This window comes from Kitasatospora sp. NPDC018619, assembly GCF_044391605.1.
GTDB lineage: Bacteria > Actinomycetota > Actinomycetes > Streptomycetales > Streptomycetaceae > Kitasatospora.
Window position 1 is genome coordinate 18,986 of sequence record NZ_JBISAI010000011.1, and the last position, 22,254, is coordinate 41,239.

At 74.7% G+C, this 22,254-nt stretch carries 18 protein-coding genes, 1 pseudogene and 1 riboswitch; of the genes and pseudogenes, 9 read left to right on the forward strand and 10 right to left on the reverse strand.

The window, feature by feature from the left end:
• Positions 1-195 precede the first annotated feature (195 nt).
• Positions 196-768 carry a hypothetical protein gene (locus tag ACH5AR_RS18755; RefSeq protein ID WP_396302525.1) on the reverse strand — a complete coding sequence of 191 codons (573 nt, stop codon included), beginning with the start codon at positions 766-768 and terminating at the stop codon, positions 196-198.
• Between the two features lie 394 nt (positions 769-1,162).
• Between ACH5AR_RS18755 and ACH5AR_RS18760 the strand changes: the two genes are divergently transcribed.
• The gene (locus ACH5AR_RS18760; protein ID WP_396302740.1) at positions 1,163-2,668 is read left to right on the forward strand and encodes a glutamate--cysteine ligase; all 1,506 of its coding nucleotides are present in this window, start codon (positions 1,163-1,165) and stop codon (positions 2,666-2,668) included.
• Between the two features lie 94 nt (positions 2,669-2,762).
• Complete coding sequence (locus ACH5AR_RS18765) at positions 2,763-3,551, forward strand: CPBP family intramembrane glutamic endopeptidase (protein WP_396302526.1); 789 nt, start codon at positions 2,763-2,765, stop codon at positions 3,549-3,551.
• Here the strand turns inward: ACH5AR_RS18765 and ACH5AR_RS18770 are convergent.
• From ACH5AR_RS18770 to ACH5AR_RS18795, 6 genes are all read right to left on the reverse strand, one after another.
• Positions 3,529-4,056, reverse strand: a complete 528-nt coding sequence (locus tag ACH5AR_RS18770) for an HAD domain-containing protein (protein ID WP_396302527.1) — start codon at positions 4,054-4,056, stop codon at positions 3,529-3,531. The genes ACH5AR_RS18765 and ACH5AR_RS18770 overlap by 23 nt on opposite strands.
• Positions 4,057-4,156: 100 nt before the next feature.
• Entirely contained in the window at positions 4,157-5,419 is a 1,263-nt protein-coding gene (locus ACH5AR_RS18775; RefSeq protein WP_396302528.1) for an MFS transporter, read from the reverse strand.
• Between the two features lie 84 nt (positions 5,420-5,503).
• Complete coding sequence (locus ACH5AR_RS18780) at positions 5,504-6,205, reverse strand: dienelactone hydrolase family protein (protein WP_396302529.1); 702 nt, start codon at positions 6,203-6,205, stop codon at positions 5,504-5,506.
• An 84-nt stretch (positions 6,206-6,289) separates the two neighbouring features.
• Entirely contained in the window at positions 6,290-7,702 is a 1,413-nt protein-coding gene (locus tag ACH5AR_RS18785; protein WP_396302530.1) for a sugar porter family MFS transporter, read from the reverse strand.
• A gap of 201 nt (positions 7,703-7,903) precedes the next feature.
• On the reverse strand, positions 7,904-8,548 hold the full coding sequence (locus tag ACH5AR_RS18790; protein ID WP_396302531.1) for an FMN-binding negative transcriptional regulator: 645 nt from the start codon (positions 8,546-8,548) through the stop codon (positions 7,904-7,906).
• 14 nt (positions 8,549-8,562) lie between these two features.
• Positions 8,563-9,234: a pyridoxamine 5'-phosphate oxidase family protein gene (locus ACH5AR_RS18795; protein WP_396302532.1), complete on the reverse strand. Its 672-nt coding sequence runs from the start codon at positions 9,232-9,234 to the stop codon at positions 8,563-8,565.
• 34 nt (positions 9,235-9,268) lie between these two features.
• Here ACH5AR_RS18795 and ACH5AR_RS18800 point away from each other — a divergent pair, with 34 nt between their 5' ends.
• Positions 9,269-10,606 carry an aminotransferase class I/II-fold pyridoxal phosphate-dependent enzyme gene (locus ACH5AR_RS18800; protein WP_396302533.1) on the forward strand — a complete coding sequence of 446 codons (1,338 nt, stop codon included), beginning with the start codon at positions 9,269-9,271 and terminating at the stop codon, positions 10,604-10,606.
• A gap of 386 nt (positions 10,607-10,992) precedes the next feature.
• Positions 10,993-11,787 (forward strand): annotated as a pseudogene (locus ACH5AR_RS18805) (GDSL-type esterase/lipase family protein); the annotation flags it as partial.
• Positions 11,788-12,115: 328 nt separating this feature from the next.
• Here the strand turns inward: ACH5AR_RS18805 and ACH5AR_RS18810 are convergent.
• Positions 12,116-13,474, reverse strand: coding sequence for an NAD(P)/FAD-dependent oxidoreductase (locus tag ACH5AR_RS18810; RefSeq protein WP_396302534.1), 1,359 nt, complete (start codon positions 13,472-13,474; stop codon positions 12,116-12,118).
• Positions 13,475-13,675: 201 nt separating this feature from the next.
• Here ACH5AR_RS18810 and ACH5AR_RS18815 point away from each other — a divergent pair, with 201 nt between their 5' ends.
• The 3 genes from ACH5AR_RS18815 to ACH5AR_RS18825 all read left to right on the forward strand — a co-directional run bounded on the left by ACH5AR_RS18815 (position 13,676) and on the right by ACH5AR_RS18825 (position 15,397).
• Positions 13,676-14,431 (forward strand): HipA family kinase, encoded by a 756-nt coding sequence (locus ACH5AR_RS18815; RefSeq protein WP_396302535.1) that lies wholly within the window; start codon positions 13,676-13,678, stop codon positions 14,429-14,431.
• Positions 14,428-14,835 (forward strand): DUF3037 domain-containing protein, encoded by a 408-nt coding sequence (locus ACH5AR_RS18820; RefSeq protein WP_396302536.1) that lies wholly within the window; start codon positions 14,428-14,430, stop codon positions 14,833-14,835. The genes ACH5AR_RS18815 and ACH5AR_RS18820 overlap by 4 nt, the downstream gene beginning before the upstream one ends.
• A gap of 106 nt (positions 14,836-14,941) precedes the next feature.
• Positions 14,942-15,397 (forward strand): MarR family winged helix-turn-helix transcriptional regulator, encoded by a 456-nt coding sequence (locus tag ACH5AR_RS18825; RefSeq protein ID WP_396302537.1) that lies wholly within the window; start codon positions 14,942-14,944, stop codon positions 15,395-15,397.
• 79 nt (positions 15,398-15,476) lie between these two features.
• Here ACH5AR_RS18825 and ACH5AR_RS18830 read toward each other — a convergent pair whose 3' ends face one another.
• On the reverse strand, positions 15,477-17,612 hold the full coding sequence (locus ACH5AR_RS18830; RefSeq protein WP_396302538.1) for a HelD family protein: 2,136 nt from the start codon (positions 17,610-17,612) through the stop codon (positions 15,477-15,479).
• A 117-nt stretch (positions 17,613-17,729) separates the two neighbouring features.
• On the opposite strand from ACH5AR_RS18830, the gene purB reads away from it, so the two are divergent.
• A complete protein-coding gene (gene purB, locus ACH5AR_RS18835) occupies positions 17,730-19,160 on the forward strand; it encodes an adenylosuccinate lyase (protein WP_396302539.1) in 1,431 nt (476 codons plus the stop codon).
• A 7-nt stretch (positions 19,161-19,167) separates the two neighbouring features.
• Here the strand turns inward: purB and ACH5AR_RS18840 are convergent, their stop codons facing one another.
• On the reverse strand, positions 19,168-20,649 hold the full coding sequence (locus ACH5AR_RS18840) for an MFS transporter (RefSeq protein WP_396302741.1): 1,482 nt from the start codon (positions 20,647-20,649) through the stop codon (positions 19,168-19,170).
• 350 nt (positions 20,650-20,999) lie between these two features.
• Positions 21,000-21,200, forward strand: a riboswitch (cyclic di-AMP (ydaO/yuaA leader).
• A gap of 2 nt (positions 21,201-21,202) precedes the next feature.
• Between ACH5AR_RS18840 and ACH5AR_RS18845 the strand changes: the two genes are divergently transcribed.
• Positions 21,203-22,195, forward strand: coding sequence for a peptidoglycan DD-metalloendopeptidase family protein (locus ACH5AR_RS18845; protein WP_396302540.1), 993 nt, complete (start codon positions 21,203-21,205; stop codon positions 22,193-22,195).
• The last annotated feature ends 59 nt before the right edge of the window (positions 22,196-22,254 follow it).

A 22,254-nucleotide genomic window follows, 5' to 3' on the forward strand; every position in this document is an offset into this window, starting at 1 on the left:
TTGGGGCCATGCCGGATGGCCCGGCCGGGTGGTCGTCGGGCGAGCGGTCGGGCTCCGGCCTGTCGGCCGGGTGGCCGCGCTCCGGCTTGCCGCCGGCCGGGTGGCAGCGGGGTGGACGGCAGCGGGGCGGGGTGCGCGGGCACGGCCGGGGGCCGCCGGGCGGGTGGGCCCGGCGGCCCCCGGCGCACCGGCGGGTCAGGGCGAGCCGAGCAGCAGCGGCCGGGCGAGCGGTGCGCGGGCGAGCAGCGGCAGCAGTTCGGCGGCCGGGCGGGCGCGGTGCGCGGTGACCCCGAGCGGCGCCGGGGCCAGCGGGATCAGCAGGTCGCCGCCCGGCTCGGCGTCCCGGCTGTGCAGCCAGAGCGCCGTGGCGTACTGGCCCGGGAAGGTCAGCAGCCGGGGCTGTCGGTGGGTGCGGGAGCCCTGGGCGAGCTGCCAGGCCTCGCGCAGGGCCCGGACGGTCGAGTGGAGGTAGGGGCCGGCGGTGAAGTGGGAGAAGCTGTGGCCCTCGGCGCTCTGCACCACCTCGGCGGCGGCGGCCACCTCGGCACCGTCCTTGATCAGGAAGCGCCAGCCGGTGCGGCGGGCGGCCGGGAGCTCCGGGCGCGGGCCGTTCAGGACGTACACCGCGAGGGGGTGGGCGGGCAGCAGCGTGCCGGTCGGATGGCGCAGCGCTGCGGCGGCGGGCTGGCGCAGCGCGGTCTCCGAGTCGAGCGCGCCCAGGACCGCGCGCAGCGCGCTCGGCGGGGGCTGGGGGGTTTGCAGGGTCATGGCGGGGTCCGCCTCTCCAAGCGAGATCGGCGTGCGAGTGCGGCATACCGGCATGGCGGGGCGACGCGTCGTCGGTGACGGGGGCCCGGCCGTGTCCGGTTGTGCAGGATCGCGGTGCCGGCGCGGTCGCCGTCGTCGACGAGGCGACGGGATTCCGGGGCCTCGGGGCGAGGCGGACCGGCCGGAGCGCTGTGCAAAATCGAACAGGTGCGCAGGGTGATCTGTTTATCACAGGCCGTGATGGTGAGCAAGTCTACAGTTCGTCTGATTTACCGTCAGTTGCCTTGCAATGCAAGCCAGTACGCGCATTCGGGTATCGATCTTCGAGGTGGGCATGATGCTTGCACGGTCGGTCGACCGGGTGCTCGACGGGGTGGCTCTGGAGGAGGGGACCGTGGGCGAGAAGGTCGTGGCGACTCGGGCGGAACTGGCGGACCGGCAGCTGTACCGGCGCAAGCTCCAGGCCTGTCTGGAAGCACTCGGACGGATGATCCGGGAGGACCGCTTCGACCGGCCGCGGGCGGTGGTGGGCCTGGAGATCGAGCTCAACCTGGCCGACGAGCAGGGCCTGCCGGCCATGAACAACGCCCAGGTGCTGAGCTCGATCGGCTCCAGCGACTTCCAGACCGAGCTGGGCCGGTTCAACATCGAGGTCAACATCACGCCGCACCGGCTCTGCGGGCACGTCTTCGAGGAACTGCGCGAGGAGATCGACACCGGGCTGCGCTACGCCGACCGGCGGGCCGCCGAAGCGGGCGCCCGGATCGTCATGGTCGGCATCCTGCCGACCCTGGAGCACGCCCACACCGGGCTGGAGGCGATGAGCCACAACCAGCGCTACAGCCTGCTGAGCGACCAGATCCTGGCCGCCCGCGGGGAGGACATCGCGCTGGACATCGAGGGCGTCGAGCACCTCCAGCTGGAGTCCATCACGATGGTGGCCGAGGCCGCCGCCACCTCGCTCCAGCTGCACCTCCAGGTGACGCCGCAGCGGTTCTCCTCGGTGTGGAACGCCGCCCAGGCGATCTGCGGCCCGCAGCTCGCGCTCGGTGCCAACTCGCCGTTCCTGTTCGGGCGGGAGCTGTGGCGGGAGACCCGTCCGGTGCTCTTCCAGCAGGCCTGCGACACGCGTACGGCGGAGCTCAAGGCCCAGGGCGTGCGCCCCATCACCTGGTTCGGTGAACGCTGGGTGGACTCCGCCTACGACCTGTTCGAGGAGAACCTGCGGTACTTCCCCGCGCTGCTGCCGATCTGCGACGACGAGGACCCGCTGAAGGTGCTGGCCTCCGGCGGCGCCCCCCGGCTGGCCGAGATGCGGCTGCACAACGGCACCATCTACCGCTGGAACCGCCCGGTGTACGACGTCGCGGGCGGGGTGGCGCACCTGCGGGTGGAGAACCGGGCGCTGCCGGCCGGGCCGACGGTGGCCGACACGCTCGCCAACGCCGCCTTCTACTACGGGCTGGTGCGGGTGCTGGCCGAGCAGCCCCGGCCGATCTGGACCCGGCTGCCGTTCGAGCGGGCGGACGAGAACTTCCAGCAGGGCGCCCGGTACGGCATCGACGCGGTCTTCCAGTGGCCGCGCTCGGGCCGGGCCGGGCGCGGTGGCGGGCTGCAGACGGTGTCCGCGGTCGACCTGGTGCTGAACGAGCTGCTGCCGATGGCCCACCAGGGGCTGGACGCGTGGGGCGTGGAGCCCGCCGACCGGGACCGCTACCTGGGCATCATCGAGCAGCGCTGCCTGCGCCGCACCAACGGCGCGTCCTGGCAGACCGCGACCTTCCACCGGCTGCGCGAGCAGTACGGGATGGACCGGCCGGCCGCTCTCGCGGCGATGACCAGGCGCTACGCCGAACACATGCGCGGCGGCGAGCCCGTGCACACCTGGCCGGTGGGCTGAGACCTCCCCGTCGGGGCGGCCCGGCGGCTGTGTCAGGATGAGCGCTCCGGCGGTCGGCCGACGGCCGGAGCACCGCCCGTCCGCTGGAGCCCCCGTGACCACCGTCCCGACCGCGCCGGAGACCGCGAAGCCCACCCGTCGGCTGTTCGGCGCGGAGCTGCTGATCGTCCTCGGGCTCTCCCTCGGGGCCAGCGGGATCAGCGCGCTGATCAGCTTCACCGGCTCGCTCACCGAACCGCTCAGGCTCGGCCAGCAGGTGGCCACCCTGAACGGCTCACGGGCGCCCGGGCGGCCCTGGCTGGACCTGGTGTGGCAGCTGTACTACATCGGGCGCGGGCTCATGCCGGTGGTGCTGGTCGGCTACCTGCTGGTGCGCGAGGGCGTCGCGCTGCGGGTCCTGGGCTTCGACCTCGGGCAGAAGCTGCGCGACCTGGGGCGGGGCGCCGCCGTGGCGGCCGCGATCGGCGGGTCGGGGCTGGCGCTCTACCTGGCCTCGCAGGCGGCCGGGTACAACCTGACGGTGGCGCCGTCCGGGCTGCCCGACGTGTGGTGGCGGGTGCCGGTGCTGCTGTTGTCGGCCTGGCAGAACGCGATCCTGGAGGAGGTCGTCGTCCTCGGCTACCTGCTGCGCCGGTTGGGGCAGACCGGGTGGTCCTGGCCGGCGGCGCTGGCGGCCGGTTCGGTGCTGCGCGGCTCGTACCACCTCTACCAGGGGGTCGGCGGGCTGGTCGGCAACACGGTGATGGGCGCGGTGTTCTGCCTGCTGTACCGGCGGTGGGGGCGGGTGATGCCGCTGGTGGTGGCGCACGCGCTGATCGACACGGTGGCCTTCGTCGGGTACGCGCTGCTGGCCGGGCACGTCAGCTGGCTGCCGACACCCTGAGCGACAGCGCCCGGTGGCGCGGCGGCCGGGCGAGCAGCCGGTCGACGTGCCGGCGCTCCAGGCCCTGGCCCGGGTCGACGGGCAGCAGCAGGCGGTCCGGGCGCCACTGCGAGCGCAGCAGCAGCCGTGGCGGGATGACGTCGTCCACCCAGGCGAACGGGCGGCCGGCGGCGTAGCGCAGCAGCGGGGCCCACTTGGCGGCGGAGAACAGCTCCATCAGCGGGACGCGCGGATCGCCCGGCTGGGGGACGTAGCCGGTGCAGGCCACCACCGGGAGCGGGTCCAGGCCGATCGCCGGCGCGATGTGGGTGTTGGCGTGCTCCTCCCACGTGGTGGCCCAGACCAGCTCGTAGGTGTCGGCGAGCTCGCGCAGCCAGGCGCCGTGCCGGGCGGACAGCAGCACGGTGTGGCCGAACGGGGTGTGGGTGTCGAACCCGGCGTCCGGGTGCGGGCAGACCGGGTTCAGGACGCCGTCGACGTCCAGGAACAGCAGTGGCTTCGGCACCGGTGGACCCCCAGGGACGGTCGTGTTTCCTGCCTGGTCGGACGACCCACGCGTCCCTCCGGTTGCGCGCGGACAGGCGCACACAGGGCGCAGGGGGCGCTCAGGGGGCGGGCGTCGGCTCGGTGGCGGGCACCGGTGCGTCCGTCGTGCCCCGACGGCTCAGCCGGCGCACCTGAGGGTCCACCAGGACGACCGCGCTGAGCACCAGGCAGACGGCGGCGCACGCCCAGAGCGCGCCGGCCAGGCCGAGGGCGACGGCGGCGGGGCCGGCCAGCGCGGTGCCGACCGGGGCCAGCGAGTAGGAGCCGAGTTCGTCGTACGCCGTCACCCGGGAGAACATCTCCTCGGGCACCTCCTGCTGGAGCGCGACCATCCAGTTGACGCTGAAGACGGTGACGCCGACGCCGGACAGGAACATCGCGACGACCAGCAGCGCCAGCGGTACCTCGGCGGCGAGGGCTAGCGCGGGCACGCCGAACAGGAAGACCCCCCAGTTGCCGACCAGCAGGATCCGGCGGGGGCGCCAGCGCGTCATCAGCACGCCGGCGGCCACCAGGCCGGTGCCGTAGGCGGACATCGCCAGGCCCCAGGCACCGGCCCCGCCGAGCCGCTCGGCGGCGGCGGTCGGGCCGTACACCGACTCGACCGCGTTGATGCAGGCGACCAGCACCGAGAACTGGGCGACGATCACCCACAGCCAGCGGCGGGAGACGAACTCGCGCCAGCCCGCGCGCAGGTCGCGCAGCATGCTGCTGCCGGAGGGCGCGGGCGCCTTCTCCGGCTCCAGGAAGAAGCGCAGGCCGGCGGCGACGAGGAAGCAGAGGGCGTCCAGGGCGAGCACCCAGCCCGGGCCGACGGCGGCGGTCAGCGCGCCGCCGAGGGCCGCGCCGCCGATCTGGGAGGCGTTGAGGCCCATCCGGAAGACCGCGAAGGCGCGGGTGGCGTGCTCCTGGGGGACGGCCTGCATGATCATGCCGCCGGAGGCGGGGGAGTAGAGGGCGTAGCCGGCCCCGCCGGCCGCGGAGAGCGCCAGCAGCTGCCAGAGCGGGACGTCCCCGGCCAGCACCAGCGCGGCCAGGACGGCCTGGGACACCCCGCTGAACACGTTGGCGGCGACCATGATCAGGTGGCGCGGCATCCGGTCGGCGAGGGTGCCGCCGAGCACCATGAGCAGCACGGTGGGCACCAGGCGGGCGGCGGTGACGTAGCCGACCTCGGTGGAGGAGCCGCCGGAGCCCAGCACGGCGAAGGCGGTGGCGATCGGGGCGCCGGCGTTGCCGAGGCCGCTGATCACCGTGGCGGCGGTCTGGATGCGGAAGTTGCGGCTCGCCCAGGCGAAGCGGCGCGGGGGTGGGGTCGGCACTCGGCGACTATGCCGTCGGGCCGTACGGGTGTCCAGGCGTTTTCGCCCCGGGGCCGCCGAGGGGGCGCGGCGGGGGCGGGCGGGTCAGCCGAGGTGGCCCCAGAGGAAGGTGAGGGTGCGGCGCCAGGCGATCCTGGCCTGGAGCGGGTCGTAGGTGCCGATCAGGTTCTCGTCGTTCATGAAGGCGTGCCCGGCCGGGTAGAAGTGGATCTCCGGGCGGACGTCGGTGGCCTCGCCGATCCGGATCGCCGCCTCGTCCACGGCGGCCATCGGGATCGAGCCGTCCGACTCGCCGAAGTGGCCGAGCACGTGGGCGGTCAGGCCGCGGTAGTCGAAGTCCGGGTCGGGCGGCAGGCCGTAGAACGGGACGACGGCGGCCACCTTGTCGCCGGCCCGGGCGGCCAGCAGCAGGGCGAAGCCGCCGCCCATGCAGAAGCCGACCACGCCGACCGCGTCGCCGACCACGCCGTCCAGGGCCAGCAGGTGGTCGACCGCTCCGGACAGGTCCTGCACCGCCCGGTCGGCCGGCAGCTCGCGCAGGAACCGGGCGGCCTCGGCGGGGTCGTGGGTGGTGGCGCCGCCGAACAGGTCGGGGGCGAGGACGGTGAAGCCCTCGGCGGCGAAGCGGTCGGCGACGTCGGCGATGTGCGAGGTGAGGCCCCACCACTCCTGCACCACCACCAGGCCCGGCCCGACGCCCTGCGGCGGCCGGGCCAGGTAGCCGTGCGCGGTGCGGCCGTTGCTCGGGAAGGTGACGTTCTGTCGGGAGCCGCCCTGGTCAGGCATGGCTTCCTCTCGGTGGGTCGGGCCGCGTGCGGCGGGAGTCCGGCGAGGGCGGGGCGGGGCCGGCGGCGATCGCCGGGGCCGCACCTAGCCCATCTCCTCCAGGGCGCGGCCCTTGGTCTCCTTGATGCAGAAGGCCACGAAGGGGATGGAGAGCAGTGCGAAGGCCGCGTAGATGACGTACGTCGCGGAGAGGTTCCAGTCGGCGAGGTCCGGGAAGCTGACGGTGATCGCCCAGTTGGCGATCCACTGCGCCGAGGCGGCGACGGACAGCGCCAGCGCGCGGATCCGGTTGGGGAACATCTCGCCGAGCAGGACCCAGACCACCACGCCCCAGGAGAAGGCGAAGCAGAGCACGAAGACGTGTGCGGCGATCAGGGCGACGGTGGCGTGGGTGTTGTCCAGGGTGGCGGTGTCGCCGGTGCCCTGCCGGTAGGAGAACGCCCAGGCGGCGGTGCCCAGCGCGGCCGCCATGCCGGCCGAACCGGCCAGGGCGAGCGGCCGGCGGCCGATCCGGTCCACCAGCGCCATCGCGATCACCGTGCCGATCACGTTGATGATCGAGGTGGAGAGGCTGATCAGCAGCGAGTTGGACTCGTTGATGCCCACCGACTGCCACAGGAAGGACGAGTAGTAGAAGATCACGTTGATGCCGACGAACTGCTGGAACACCGAGGCGCCGATGCCGATCCAGACGATCGGCAGCAGGCCGAAGCGGCCGCCCAGCAGGTCCTTGAGCCGGGGCTTGTGGGCGGATTCCAGCACCGCGCGGATCTCGGCGACCCGGGCGTCGAGGTCCACCCCCTCGCCCTCGACCTCGACCAGCACCTTGCGGGCCTGCGCCTCGCGGTGGTCGGCGATCAGGAAGCGCGGCGACTCCGGGATGGCGAGCGCCATCAGCCCGTACACCAGGGCCGGGATGGCCTCGACGCCGAGCATCCACTGCCAGGCCTGGACGCCGCCGAGGTGGTTGATGGACTCGCCGCCGGCCGCCTGGTTGAGCGCCCAGTTGGCGAGCTGGGAGACGGTGATGCCGAGCACGATCGCCATCTGCTGGAAGGAGGCGAGCCGGCCCCGGTAGGCGGTCGGGGCGACCTCGGCGATGTACGTCGGGGCGATCACCGAGGCGATGCCGATCGCGATGCCGCCGATCACGCGCCAGACGGCGAGGGTCTCGATGTTCGGCGGGAACATCGAGCCGATGCCGCTGGCCGCGAACAGCACGGCGGCCACCAGCATCGTCCGCACCCGGCCCAGGCGGTCGGCGAGGCGGCCGGCCACCACCGCGCCCGCCGCCGAGCCGAGCAGCGCGATGGCCACCACGAAGGCGGTGGTGCCGTGGCCGACCCCGAAGTGCTTCTGGATGCCCGTCACGGCACCGTTGATCACCGCGCTGTCGTAGCCGAACAGGAATCCGCCCATGGCGGCGGCCGCCGAGATGAACACCACGTGGCCGAGGTGGGCCTCGCCGGTCACCCGATGGCTGTTGACTGAGGACACGCGCGCTCCCGGGGGGTGGACGGGCCCGCTCTGACGGCGAGTGGGCAGGGCTCGTCTCACATTCGAGCAGCGCCGCGGCCGACCTGCCCGCGTTGGCGGCCGATCGGGTGACCCTGGGTCAGCCGGGGGCGCGCGGGCGGTCGGTGCGCGGGTCGGCGCCGCGTGGGCGGTCGGTGCGCCCGGTGGGCCGGCGGTGCCCCGCTACGGTGCGCTGCGCCGCCGGTGACGGCGGAGCAGCTGGGTGCGGGCGGCGGCGTACTGGTCGCGGCCGCGCCCCGCGCCCCCGGCACGCTCGGCGAGCCGGTCGGCGATCGCGTACTGCGCCTCGGCGGGCTTCTTGTCGTCGTACTTGAACTTGGCCCGCACCTCGTTCACGGCCAGCCGGAGCCCGCGCAGCCCGGGCAGCAGCCGGGCCGGCTCGCCCTCGCCGGGCACCACCCGGAACCCGGGCGTCTCGGGCTGGAAGTGCGCGAGCTGGCGGTTGAGGATCTCCGCCTTGCCGGCCGCCGACTCCACCACCTCGGCGGTGCAGTGGAAGTGGACCGAGGCGTAGTAGCTGGTGGGCGTGCCCGGGGCGCCGCGCCAGTGGCCCGGGGCGAAGGCGTAGCCGTCGGTGACCGCGAGGGTGACGTGGGGGTCGGCCCGGACGGCGGCCAGCAGCGGGTTGGGGGCGGCGAGGTGGAGCAGGATCTCGCCGCGCCCGGCGTCCAGCAGGAAGTGGGTCGGGACGAGCACCGGGCCCTCGCCGGGGCGGCCGTTGGCGGCGAGCAGGCCGAAGTCGCGGCCCTCCGCCAGCCAGGCGCGCCACTCGGCCTCGTCGCCGCGGTCCCAGGATCGGATCAGCACGGGTGCGCCTCCCGTCAGCGGGGGTAGCCGCGCAGGTGCGCGGGGAGCGGGATGTCGGTGCCGGGGTGCGGCTGGGGGGTGCCGTGCACGGTGGTGACCGGGATCAGCCCGGACCAGTACGGCAGGCCGGCGTCCTCCGGATCGTCGTCGGCGCCGTCCTCGCGGGTCTTGGCCGAGACCTCGTCCAGCTCCAGCCGCAGGACGGCGGTGGCGGCGAGCTCCTTGGCGTTGGCCGGGCGGACCTCGGCGGAGCGGCCCGGCACCGCGTGGTCGACCAGGGCGGCGAGCGCGACGTCCAGCTCCACCGGGTCGGTGACCTGGCGCGCGGTGCCGTGGGCGACCACCGAGCGGAAGTTCACCGAGTGGTTGAAGGCGGACTTCGTCAGCACCAGCGCGTCGACCTGGGTGACGGTGACGCAGACCGGCATACCCTGCTCGCCGGAGGCGTTGCGCAGCGGACGGCTCCCGGTGGAGCCGTGCACGTAGAGCCGGCTGCCGACCCGGGCGAAGATCGTCGGCAGGACGACGGGGGCGCCGTCGACGACGAAGCCGAGGTGGCAGATGTAGGCGCTGTCGAGGATGGCGTGGATCGCCTCCTGCTCCCAGGTGGCCCGGTCCCGGTAGCGGGTGGGGGTGGTCCTGGGGGTGCGGGAGTAGCTGGGCGAGCCTTCCGGGCTGGCTGACATGACATCCTCTATGTACTAGTGCATAATCTTCTTTGTGCTAGGAGACTATCCCCTGAAAGGGCGCCGCGCCAGCGAAATCGCGGCCCACATCGAGCAGGGCGTGAGCAGCGGGCAGCTCGCTCCCGGGGCCGCGCTGCCCCCGCTGCGCGACCTCGCCGCCGAACTGGGCGTCAACCCCAACACCGTCGCGGCCGCCTACCGGCTGCTGCGCGACCGCGGTGTGATCGAGACCGCCGGCCGCAAGGGCAGCCGCGTCCTGCCGAGGCCCGCCCTCACCCCGCGCGACGAGATCCGCATCCCCGTCCCGCCGAACGCCCGGGACCTGTCCACCGGCAACCCCGACCCGGCGCTGCTGCCCGACCTCGCCGAGGCCCTCGCGGCCGCCGCCGGGGCCGCGCGCACCGATCCGGTGCTGTACGGGCACGCCGCCGCCGACCCGCGGCTGCTCGCGCTCGCCCGCGCCTCCTTCGAGGCCGACGGCCTGCCCGGCGGGCCGATCGCCGTCGCCTCCGGCTCGCTGGACACCGTCGAGCGGATCCTGGGCGCCCGGCTGCGCCCCGGCGACGCGGTGGCCGTCGAGGACCCGGGCTGGGGCAGCCTGCTCGACCTGCTGCCCGCGCTGGGGCTGAGGCACGTGCCCTTCCGGCTGGACGACGAGGGCCCGCTGCCCGAGGCGCTGGCGGCCGCGCTGGCCGAGGGGGCCCGGGCGGTGGTGGTGACCAGCCGGGCGCAGAACCCGACCGGCGCGGCGCTCACCGCGCGGCGGGCCGAGGAGCTCAGGGCCGTCCTGGCCGGGCACCCCGGGGTGCTGCTGATCGAGGACGACCACGGGCACGGCATGGTCGACCTGCCGTACCACCCGCTGGTCGGCGCCGGGAGCCGGCACTGGGCGGTGGTGCGCTCGGCGGCCAAGGCGTACGGGCCGGACCTGCGGGTCTCGGTGGCGGTCGGCGACGAGGAGACGATCGGCCGGGTGGCCGGCCGGCTTCGGCTGGGCGCCGGGTGGGTCAGCCACCTGCTCCAGCGCACCGTCGCGCAGCTGTGGGCCGGGGACGCCGCGCCGGTCGACCGGGTGGCCGCCGCGTACCGGGCCCGGCGCGGCGCGCTGCTGGAGGAGCTGTCGGCCCGCGGGATCGAGGCGCACGGGCGCAGCGGGCTGAACGTCTGGGTGCCGGTGCCGGACGAGACCTCGGTGCTGGCGGCGCTGGTGCAGCGCGGCTGGGTCGCGGCGCCCGGCGCGCGGTACCGGATCCAGTCGCCGCCCGGGCTGCGGTTCACCACGGCGCGGCTGGAGGCGGCGCAGGCGCGCGAGCTGGCGCAGGACCTGGCGGCGGTGCTCGGGGCGGGCCGGGGAGGCTCGCGGCTGGTGTGAGCCCGGGGTGCGGTGGCCCCGGCGGCGGATGGGGCGGGTGAGGCGGGTGTGAACCGCGGGCGGCATCCGGTCGTCGGCCGACCGCTTGGTCTGAACCCGGCGGTAACAAAAGCGGAAACCTCCCGCCGACGCCTAGCGGTGGCCCGCGCGGACATGTCATCTTCATCGCGCCACCGGCCGGCGGCCCACCCTCACCCAGGCGTCCTCCCCTTCCCTGCTCCCCGGGAGGACCGAGCCGCAGGAGTTCCGCAGTGCCCGAGAACCGTTCGCGCATCACCCGCAGCACCCCTCGCCCCGGCCGACGGCTGCTCGCCGCCGCGCTGGCCCTCCCGCTCGCCCTCGCGGGCGCGGCCGTCGCCTCGCCGGCCGCCGCCGCACCGGCCGCCGTGCCGTCCGGCCCCACCGCCAGCGTCACGCTCGGCGACAGCTACATCTCCGGCGAGGCGGGCCGCTGGCAGGGCAACGCGGCCGGCACCGGCGGCAGCCGCAACGGCACCGACCGCGCCTGGACCGGCAGCGCGTACGACCCCTCGCGGGTCTACGGCGCCACCGCCGCGAGCGGGTGCGACCGCTCGGACGTCGCCGAGGTGCTCAGCGCCTCGACCGGGACGCAGCAGCAGATCGACCTGGCCTGCTCCGGCGCCGTCAGCGCGAACGTGTTCCGCGCCGCCAACGGCGGCCAGTCGCTCAAGGGCGAGGCCCCGCAGGCCGACCAACTCGCCACCGTGGCACGGCAGAACAACGTCAAGCTGATCACCCTGTCGATCGGCGGCAACGACCTCGGCTTCTCGGACGTCATCTCCGGCTGCGTGCAGGACTACCTGATCTGGTACTCCTACTGCCACGACTCCGCGCAGTCCTCGATCGACGCGAAGATGCCCGCCGCCATGGCCGGCGTCGGCAAGGCCGTCGACGAGGTCCGCGCGGTGATGGCCGACGCCGGGTACGCGCGGTCGGACTACCGCCTGGTGCTCCAGTCCTACCCCTCGCCGATCCCGCGCAGCGCCGAGATGCGCTACCCGGAGAGCGGCTGGACCCGCAGCAACACCGGCGGCTGCCCGTTCTGGGACGGGGACGCCGACTGGGCCCGCGACTCGATGGTGCCGCAGATCTCCCGGGCGCTGGCCGGTGTCGCCGCCGCCAAGGGCGCGCAGTTCCTGGACCTCTCGGACATGCTCCAGGGCCGCGAGGTCTGCTCGACGGCCACCAGCCAGCCGACCGCCGGCAGCGGACCGTCCGCGACCACCAGCGAGTGGGCGCGCTTCCTGGACGGCGGCCTCAACTCCACGCAGGGCGCGCTGCAGGAGTCGCTGCACCCCGACTACTACGGCCAGCAGGCGGCCGGGCGCTGCCTGACGCTGCTGTGGGTGCGCCCGAGCGGCGACTACGCCTGCCACAACACGGCCGGGCAGGACGCCGGCGGGATGTACCTGACCGCGCGGTGGCCGGCCGGTGACCGCACGACCGGCGCCCCGCGGCCCTCGCCGCGGGGCGCCGGTCCGGCCGTGCTCAGCCCTTGGCGAGCAGCGCCTGGGCGTGCGCGCGGACCTGGTCCTTCGACAGGTACGCGTCGGTGTACTCGAAGTCTCGGAGCCGGGCCGGCTGGCGGGCGAGGAAGCCGATGCGCACGAACTCGTCGCCGGCGGTCGCGTTGAGCAGCCAGTTGGTGCCCACCCGGAACTTGGCCACGTTGGTGCGCATCGCCATCAGGTGGTAGCCGCGCGCCACCATCTGAGCGGGCACCCCGCGCAGCTCCACGCCGAGCGGCTTGGACACCGCGTCCTTGCCGCCGAGGTCGACCACCAGGCCCAGGTCCTTGTGGTAGTAGGGCTCCAGGGGCTGGTTGCGCAGCGAGGCGATCACGTTGTTCGCGACCGCGCGGCCCTGGCGTGCGGAGTGCTGGGCGGTCGGCGGGCAGACCGCGCCGTCGCCCTTGGACAGGTCGGGGACGGCGGCCGCGTCGCCGAGCGCGAACACGCCCTCGAACTGCGGGACCCGCATCTCGGCCGTCACGGCGAGCCGGCCGCGGACCGTCTCGGCGTCCAGGGTGCCGATCAGCGGGCTCGCGGCCACGCCGGCCGTCCAGATCAGGGTGCGGCAGGGGAGCACCCGGCCGTCGGTGAACTTGACCGTCTCAGCGCCGACCTCGGCCACCGAGACGCCCAGCGACACCTCGATGCCGCGGTCGCGCAGCACCTCCAGGGCGGCCTCGCCGAGCGGGTCGCCCAGCTCCGGCATCAGCTTCGGGGCGATGTCGATCAGGTGCCACTTGATCTGCCGGGCGTTTAGGCGCGGGTAGCGGCGGGCGGCGGCGGTGGTCAGGCGCTGGAGGCAGGCGGCCGTCTCGGTGCCCGCGTAGCCGCCGCCGACCACCACGAACTGGAGCCGGGACTCGCGCTCCCGCTGGTCCAGGGTGGCCGAGGCGAGGTCGAGCTGGGCGATCACGTGGTCGCGGACGTACGCCGCCTCGGCGAGGGTCTTCATGCCGCGGGCGTAGTCGGTGAGGCCGGGGATGTCGAAGGTGCGGGTGACGCTGCCGGGGGCCAGCACCAGGACGTCGTACCGCTGCGCCACCACCTCGTCGGTGATCTTGCGGACGACGCAGACCTTGGCGGCCGGGTCCACGCCGATGGCCCCGCCGGGGACGATGTGGGTGCGGCGCAGCGAGCGGCGCAGCGAGACGGCCACCGACTGCGGGGTGAGGACGCCGGCCGCGACGTGGGGGAGGAGGGGGAGGTAGAGCTGGTAGCTGAACGGCGTGACCAGCGAGATCTCGGCCTCCGACGGTGACAGCTTGCGTTCGAGGCGGCGAGCGCACTCCAGGCCGGCGAAGCCACCGCCCACGATCAGGATCCGAGGTCGTTCCATCGCTCATCCCTTTGCCGTGAAGGTCCCCATTACTGTCCGCCACACTCGCACGGAGCAGCGGAGGCTGCCACTGGGCGGGTCCGTGGGGGTGTCCGCCGGGGGCGGGGGCCGGGCCGTCGCGGCGGGCGGAGCGGGCGTTCCGCGGGGTGGCGGCGGGAGGAGGGGAGGAGGAAGGGCGGCGGCACCGATAGGCTGTCCGCCGTGCTCCCCGAGGTGACGGCGATCCGGTACGTGACGCCACTGCGAGAAGGCGGCTCGATGCCGGGCCTGGTCGAGGCCGACGACCGGCGGCTGTACGCGCTGAAGTGGGTCGGAGCGGCGCAGGGCCGCAAGGCGCTGGTCGCCGAGGTGCTGGCCGGCGAGCTCGGCCGGCGGCTCGGGCTGCCGGTGCCGGAGCTGGTGACCGTCGACCTGGACCCGGTGCTCGCGCGCAGCGAGCCGGACCACCAGGTCCAGGACCAGATGCGGGCCAGCGGCGGGACCAACCTCGGGATGGCCTTCGTCAGCGGCGCGCTCAACTTCGACCCGCTCTGCTTCGAGGTGGACCCGGAGCTCGCCGGCCAGGTGCTCTGGTTCGACGCGCTGATCGGCAACGTCGACCGCTCCTGGCGCAACCCGAACCTGCTGGTGGCGACGGGCGGGCTGCGGCTGATCGACCACGGCGCGAGCCTGATCTTCCACCACAACTGGGCGGGCGCCGCCGCGTGGGTCCGCCGTCCGTACGACGCCTCCGACCACGCGCTGCTGGGGGCCCGGCCGGACGTGGCGGCGGCCGACAAGGTGCTCGCGCCGCAGGCCGAGGCGGCGGTCGAGGGCGCGGTGGCGCAGATCCCGGACGTCTGGCTGGCGGACGAGTCCGGCTTCGACTCGCCCGACGAGGTGCGCGCCGCGTACCGTGCCCAGCTGACCGGGCGACTGGCCGGTCCGCGCGACTGGCTCCCGGAGGTTCCCGCATGACCGAGTCCGCGCTGCCGGCCACCGTCGAGCTGCACGACTACGAGTACGCCGTGATCCGCGCGGTGCCGCGGGTCGAGCGCGGCGAGTGCGTCAACGTCGGGGTGCTGCTGTACTGCCGGCAGAGCTCGCACCTGGGGGCCCGGACCCACCTGGACCAGGCCCGGCTGCTGGCGCTGGACCCGGTGGCGGACGTCCAGGGCGTGCGGCGGGCGCTGCACGGGATCGAGGCGGTCTGCCACGGCGGCCCGCAGGCCGGCCCGGCGGCGGGGGACAGCGCCGGGCAGCGGTTCCGCTGGCTGACGGCGCCGCGCAGCGCGATCGTCCAGCCGGGGCCGGTGCACACCGGGCTGACCGCGGACCCGGAGGCGGAACTGCGGCGGTTGTTCGACCAGCTGGTGCTCTGAGCCGAGGGGCCCGCGCCCGGCGCCGGGCCGGGGTGTGAGGCGGCTCGCCGACGGTTGCCGTGGTCAAAGCTTGAGTTGCTGAAGCACCTGGCCGTACGCTGACCCCATGGGTTCGACAGCGACGACGACCGTACCGACCAACGCCGAGTTGATGGAGGCGCTGGCCTCCGTCGGTGCCGCGTACTTCCAGGACTTCGCGGCTGCGGCGGCCCGGCACGGGCTCTCCTCCTCGCAGGCCAAGGCGCTGGGCGCGGTGCAGGAGCCGGTGCCGATGCGGGCGCTGGCCGGGCGGCTGGGCTGCGACGCGTCGAACGTCACCGGGATCGTGGACCGGCTGGAGTCGCTGGGCCTGGCCAACCGGGAGGCGGCGGCCGGGGACCGCCGGGTGAAGATCGTGGTGGTCACGGCCGAGGGCCGGGAGATCCTGAACCGCATCCGTGGCGAGATGGCCCGGACCCACCAGGCCTTCGAGGCGATGACCGACGAGCAGCGGATCGCCCTGCACTCCATCTGCGCCCAGGTGCTGCCGGTGCTGGCCGGCCGTACGGGCGGCGCGCAGTAGCACCCGCGCCGCCCGCGCCGTCCGCCGCCGTACGGGCCGGGCCGCCCGTACGGTCCGGGCCGTCCGCGGGAGGGTGCGGTCAGAGCAGCCCGGCGAGCCCGGGCGGCAGCGGCCGGTGGTGGAGCAGGGTGAGCGAGCGGGTGGCCCGGGTCAGCGCGACGTAGAGGTCGCGCGGCGCCAGCGCGGCGGGCTCGACCACCACGACCGCGTCGAACTCCAGGCCCTTGGCGTCCGCCACGGTGAGCGCGTCCAGTTCCGCGGCCAGGGCGTCCGGTGCGATCACGCCGAGGGTGCCCGGGCCGGCGAGGGGCAGCCGGGCGAGCGCGGCGGCGAAGTCGCCGTCCGGGACGGCGGCCGCGCGGGGCCGCTCGGTGCCCGGGCGCACCGACTCGGGCGGCCGGTGGCCGGGGTCCGCGGTCCGCAGGACGGCGGTGGCGAGGGCCATGAAGGGCTCCGGCGTCCGGTAGTTGACGGTCAGCCGCTCCTCGCGCCAGCGGCCGGGCAGGTGCGGGTCGAGCGTCTCGGCCCAGCTGCGGGCGCCGGCGGGCGATCCGGTCTGGGCGAGGTCGCCGACGATGGTGAGCGAGCCGGTCGGGACGCGCCGCAGGACGGCGCGCCAGGCCATCGCGGACAGCTCCTGCGCCTCGTCCACGACGACGTGGCCGTACGCCCAGGTGCGGTCGGCGGCGGCGCGCTCGGCGGTGGAGCGGTACGGGCCGTCGTCGCGGAACCGCTCGGCCAGGGCGGCGGAGTCCAGCAGGGCGTCGTCGGTCTGCCCGGTGATGGTCAACACGCCTTGGGCGAAGGTCAGTTCGTCCGTGTCCGGGCCAGCGGGGGCGGACTCCCGTACGGGGCCCAGGAGCTCGGCGGCCTCGTCGAGCAGCGGGACGTCCTCGACGGTCCAGGGGGATCCGGGCGGGCGGAGCAGGTCGGCCGCCTGGTCGGGGGCCACCTCGGCGAGCAACTCCCGGTCGGTAAGCAGCCGTTCGAGGAGCTGCTGCGGGGTGAGCCGGGGCCAGAGCGGGTCGAGCGCGGCGCGGACGTCCGGCCGCTGCCACAGCTCGCGCGGGGCGTAGTGCGCCTCCTCGTCGTCGTAGGGGCGGCCGACGGCGAGCGCCTGGGCGACGGCGAGTGCGTCGAGCAGGGTGCCCAGGTAGAAGGCGCGGGCCCGGTTGTGCGGCAGCCGCAGGCCGCGGGCGGCGTCCCGGGCCTCGGCGCAGGCCCGGGCGGGGAGCCGCAGCCCCTCGCCGAGGTCCAGGCCGCCGGCGGGGGCCGACTGGTGGGCCGCCACGGCGCGGCGGAGCACCCCGGCCATCCCGGGGCCGCCCTTGGCGCGGGCGGTGGCGGGGGCGTCGGTGCCCGTGGCGGTGAGGCCGGGCAGGAGTTCGCCGACGGTGCGCAGCACCACCTCGGTCTCGCCGAGGGCCGGCAGCACCTCCTCGATGTAGCGCAGGAAGCCCGCGTTGGGGCCGATCACCAGCACGCCCCGGCGCTCCAGCGCGGCGCGGTGGGTGAACAGCAGGTAGGCGGCGCGGTGCAGGGCGGCGAGCGTCTTGCCGGTGCCGGGGCCGCCCTGGACCACCAGTGCGCCGCGCAGCGGGGAGCGGATCACCCGGTCCTGCTCGGCCTGGATGGTGGCGACGGCGGTGCCCATCCGGCCGGTGCGCGCGCGGGCCAGGGCGGCGAGCAGGGCGGCCTCGCCGACCAGGGCGTGCCGGCCGGAGTCGTCCAGCCCGGCGGGGTCGAGCGCCTCGTCGTCCAGGCCGGTGAGGGTGCGGCCCCGGGTGTGCAGGTGGCGGCGGCGCACCACCGGGCCGGGCCGGGACGGGGTCGCGGTGTAGAAAGGGCGGGCGGCCGGGGCGCGCCAGTCGAGCAGCAGCGGTTCGTACGCCTCGTCGGTCAGGCCGGTGCGGCCGATGTAGTGGACGGTGCCGTCGCGCTCGTCGAGCCGGCCGAAGCACAGGCCGCGCTCGGCCGCGTCCAGCCGGGCGGCGTGGCGGGCGGCCTCGCGGGCGCGCACCTCGCGCTCCAGCCGGGCCTGGTGGGTGCCGCCGGGGGCGGCGCCGTCGTGGGCCCCGTCGGCGGTGCGGCGGGCCCGTTCGCGTACGGCGTCCAGCCGGGCGTAGAGGCGGGTGAGGCGGACCTGCTCGGTGCGCAGGGCCGTGGCGAGGGCGGCGCTGCCCGGGTCCGACGCGGCCGCTGGAGGTTCGCTCATCGGTGTGGTATCATTGCGGTGAGGAGGCTGTGAAGCGTCATCTGAAAGGCGCTCAATCAACCAGCGTACCCCATCCGCCGACGTCCGGCGTGACCTCGGCTGTTACCCTTGCGAAGCGTGAGCGCGAAGCCCCAGATCCCCAATGTCCTGGCCTCCCGGTACGCCTCGGCGACCCTGGCCCAGCTGTGGTCCCCCGAGCACAAGGTGGTCCTCGAGCGCCACCTGTGGCTCGCCGTCCTGAAGGCCCAGCAGGACCTCGGCGTCGAGGTTCCCGCGACCGCCGTCGCCGACTACGAGCGGGTGATCGACCAGGTCGACCTCGGCTCGATCGCCGCCCGTGAGCGGGTCACCCGCCACGACGTGAAGGCCCGCATCGAGGAGTTCAGTGAACTCGCCGGGCACGAGCAGATCCACAAGGGCATGACCTCCCGGGACCTGACCGAGAACGTCGAGCAGCTCCAGATCCGCCAGTCCCTGGAGCACGTGCGGGACCGCACGGTCGCCGTGCTGGTGCGCCTGGCCAGCCTGGCCGCCCAGCACTCCGAGCTGGTCATGGCCGGCCGTTCGCACAACGTCGCCGCGCAGGCCACCACCCTGGGCAAGCGGTTCGCGTCGATCGCCGACGAGCTGCTGGTGGCCTTCCGCCGCCTGGAGGAGCTGATCGCCCGCTACCCGCTGCGCGGGATCAAGGGCCCGGTCGGCACCGCCCAGGACATGCTGGACCTGCTCGGCGGCGACACCGGGAAGCTGGCCGAGCTGGAGCGCAGGGTCGCCGGTCACCTCGGCTTCGACCACGTGCTGACCAGCGTCGGCCAGGTCTACCCGCGCTCGCTGGACTTCGAGGTGCTCACCGCCCTCGTCCAGCTGGCCGCCGCGCCGTCCAGCCTGGCCAAGACCATCCGTCTGATGGCCGGCCACGAGCTGGTCACGGAGGGGTTCAAGGAGGGCCAGGTCGGCTCCTCCGCGATGCCCCACAAGATGAACACCCGCTCCTGCGAGCGCGTCAACGGCCTGGCCGTCATCCTGCGCGGCTACGCCTCGATGGCCGGCGAGCTGGCCGGCGACCAGTGGAACGAGGGCGACGTCTCCTGCTCCGTGGTGCGCCGGGTCGCGCTGCCGGACGCGTTCTTCGCCTTCGACGGCCTGCTGGAGACCTTCCTGACCGTCCTCGACGAGTTCGGCGCCTTCCCCGCCGTGATCGAGGCCGAGCTGGACCGCTACCTGCCGTTCCTCGCCACCACCAAGGTGCTGATGGGTGCGGTGCGGGCCGGCGTCGGCCGGGAGACCGGCCACGAGGTCATCAAGGAGCACGCCGTCGCCTCCGCGCTGGCGATGCGCGCGGGCGCCCGGGAGAACGAGCTGCTGGACCGGCTGGCCGCCGACGAGCGGATCCCGCTGGACCGGGCCGCGCTGGACGCGCTGCTGGCCGACCGGCTGTCCTTCACCGGTGCCGCCGGTGCCCAGGTCGCCGAGGTGGTCCGCCAGGTGGAGGCCGTCGCGGCCGCCTACCCGGAGGCGGCCAAGTACGCGCCGGGCGACATCCTCTGACGTTTCGTCAGTCGTCGATCGAGGGCCCTGCCGCCGGACCGGTGGCAGGGCCCTCGCGCCGTGCGGGGACGTGGCCCGGGTCGAGCGGCGGGGAGGTGGGGCCGCACGGCCAGTCGCAGTTCGGCTCGGCCACCTGCTGCTCCTCGGGGGCCAGGACGTTGCCCCGGACCGTCCCGAGGGCGATCAGTCCGCCGGCAACCAGCAGGCCCGCGCAGATCAGCATCGCGGTGTGGAACGCCGAGTCGACCGAGGAGGGCACCCGGTAGGCGTCGCCGCTCAGCCCGGCCAGCGCCGGCAGGGCGGCCACCGCGAGCAGCCCGGCCGCGCGGGCGGCGGCGTTGTTGACCCCGCTCGCGATGCCCGCGTGCCGGACGTCGACGGCGGCCAGCACCGTCGCCGTCAGCGGCGCGACCAGCAGTGTCATCCCGCAGCCCATCACCGCGACGGCGGGCAGCACGTCCACCCAGTACGAGGCGCCGGTGCCGACGCGCAGCATCAGCAGCACCCCGGTGGCGCACAGCAGCGGGCCCACCGTCAGCGGCAGGCGCGGGCCGATCCGCTTGCCGAGGCGCCCGGCGCGCGCGGACAGCGCCAGCATCAGCACGGTGATCGGCACCAGCGCGAAGCCCGAGACCAGGGGTGAGAACCCGGACACGATCTGGAGCTGGACCACCAGCAGGAAGAAGACGCCGCTGAACGCGGCGTACACGCACAGGGTGACCAGGTTCACCGCGGTGAACAGCCGGGAGGAGAAGAGCCCGAGCGGCAGCATCGGCTCGGGCGCGCGGCGTTCGACGGCCACGAAGACGGCGCCGAGCACCAGGCCGAGCACCCCGCTGACCCAGACCGCGGGGGACAGGCCCTCGCCGGCCGCGGTCAGCGCGTAGGTGATCGCGCCGAGGGCGAGGGCGGCGAGCACGGCGCCGAGGACGTCGAAGCGGCCGGAGGCGCCCTCGTCCCGGCTCTCCGGCACCGACCGGGTGGCGACCGCGATCACGGCGGCGGCCAGCGGCAGGTTCAGCAGGAAGATCCAGCGCCAGCCGGGGCCGTCCACCAGCCAGCCGCCCAGGAAGGGGCCGACCGCCGCCGACACCCCGCCGAGGCCGGACCAGAGGCCGACCGCCGCCGAGCGGTCGTCGGGGTGGAAGACCGCCTGGAGCATGGCGAGCGAGCCCGGGGTGAGCAGCGCCCCGCCGATGCCCTGGACGGCACGGGCGGCGATCAGCACGTGGATGTCCGGCGCGGCGGCGCAGGCCGCGGAGGCGACGGCGAACCAGACCACGCCGATCAGGAAGACCCTGCGCCGCCCGTACCGGTCGCCGAGCGCGCCGCCGAGCAGGATCAGGCCCGCCAGGGTGAGCAGATAGGCGTTCAGGGTCCATTGCAGGGACGCCAGGGAGGCGCCGAGGTCGGCGCCGATCCTGGGCAGGGCGACGTTGACCACGGTGCCGTCGAGCATCGCCATGCTGGAGCCGAGCACCGTCGCCATCAGTACCCAGCGACCCTGCGCGGTGCCCAGACGCAGGGTGCCGGCCTCGGAGGTGGCCACGGGCGAATCCTGCGCTGCCGGGGCGCGAGTGACAAGGGTCACCGGTGGGCGTGTTGGGGATCGGCGGTACGTGAGTGGCCGGCTGCGCAGCGTCGGCGATCTCGGCGCAGGGTCGTGGATCAGTGGCGCGGGGTGAATGGATTGTGTACGTATCGTGCGCTCCGGCCTGCGGAGGGTCACGGCGGCAGAGGGGGTCGTTGCGTTTTCAAAGATCGACATTGCTTCACCCGAACGGATGGGTTTTAGTTCAGCGACCGCCCGGCCAGTCCGGACGGATCCGCTGGGTGGAACGCCGAGTCCTGCCGCTGCCCGGTGGTTCGAAACGAACTCTGTACGGCAGGAGCGGGGGACCCACAGGTAAGTCGCCGGACCGGAGTTCGCGCCTCAGGGCGCGGGCGTCCAGGACCGGCTAGGGGTGAAGCCGCGCATGCGGCCGGGCAACTCCAGCCCGAACCCGACAGCTCACCTCGCAGGCGTCGGAGAGGAAAATTCCATGCCTGCTCAGGCTCGTCGTATCGCCCTGCCCCGCGCCGCCCGCATCGGCATCGCCACCGCCGTCACCGGTGTGTCGTTCGCCCTGCCGCTGGTGACCGCGGTCACCGCCCAGGCCCACACCGCCCCGGCCGCTCCGGCTGCGCAGACCGCTGCCGCCAAGCCGGCCGCCCAGGCCGCCGCTCCGGCTGCCCAGGCCACCCAGGCCGCGCAGGAGAGCTACCGCGTCGTCGGTGGCGACACCCTGTCCAAGATCGCCGACGCCAGGAACGTCGAGGGCGGCTGGCACGCGCTGTACGAGCAGAACCGCTCGGTCGTCGGTGCCAACCCGAACCTGATCTTCCCGGGCCAGCAGCTCGTGCTGCCGGGCCACGCCGCCGCGCCGTCCACCGGTGCCGCCGCCGCCAAGCCCGCGGCCCCGGTGAAGCCCGCCAAGCCGGCCGCCCCGGCCGCCCAGGCCGCCAAGCCGCAGGCCCAGGCCCCGGTGCAGACCGAGGCCGCCAAGCCGTCCGCGCAACTCCAGACCCAGCTCCAGGTCGCCGCCCCGGCCCAGGCCGTGACCGCCACTCCGGTCGCCGCCGCCACCTCCGGCTACGTCGCCCCGCTGGCCAACCCGAAGCTCGGCACCGCCTACGGCGTGGCCGGCTCGATGTGGGCCTCCGGCCACCACACCGGCCAGGACTTCGTCGCCTCCACCGGCACCCCGCTGCGCGCCGTCGCCAACGGTGTCGTGGTCAAGGCCGGCAACGGCGGCGCCTACGGCAACGAGGTCGAGATCAAGCTCGCCGACGGCCACTACGCCGAGTACGCGCACCTCTCCTCGATCGGTGTGAAGATCGGTCAGACCGTCACCGTGGGCCAGCAGATCGGCCTCTCCGGTGCCACCGGCAACGTGACCGGCCCGCACCTGCACTTCGAGATCCGCAACGGCTCGGAGTACGGCTCGGACATCAACCCGGTCACCTTCCTGCGCGCGCACGGCGTGGCGCTCTGATTCGGGGCCGCTGAGCTCCGGGGACTCACCGACCACCGCTGCTGCGGAGCGAATCGATC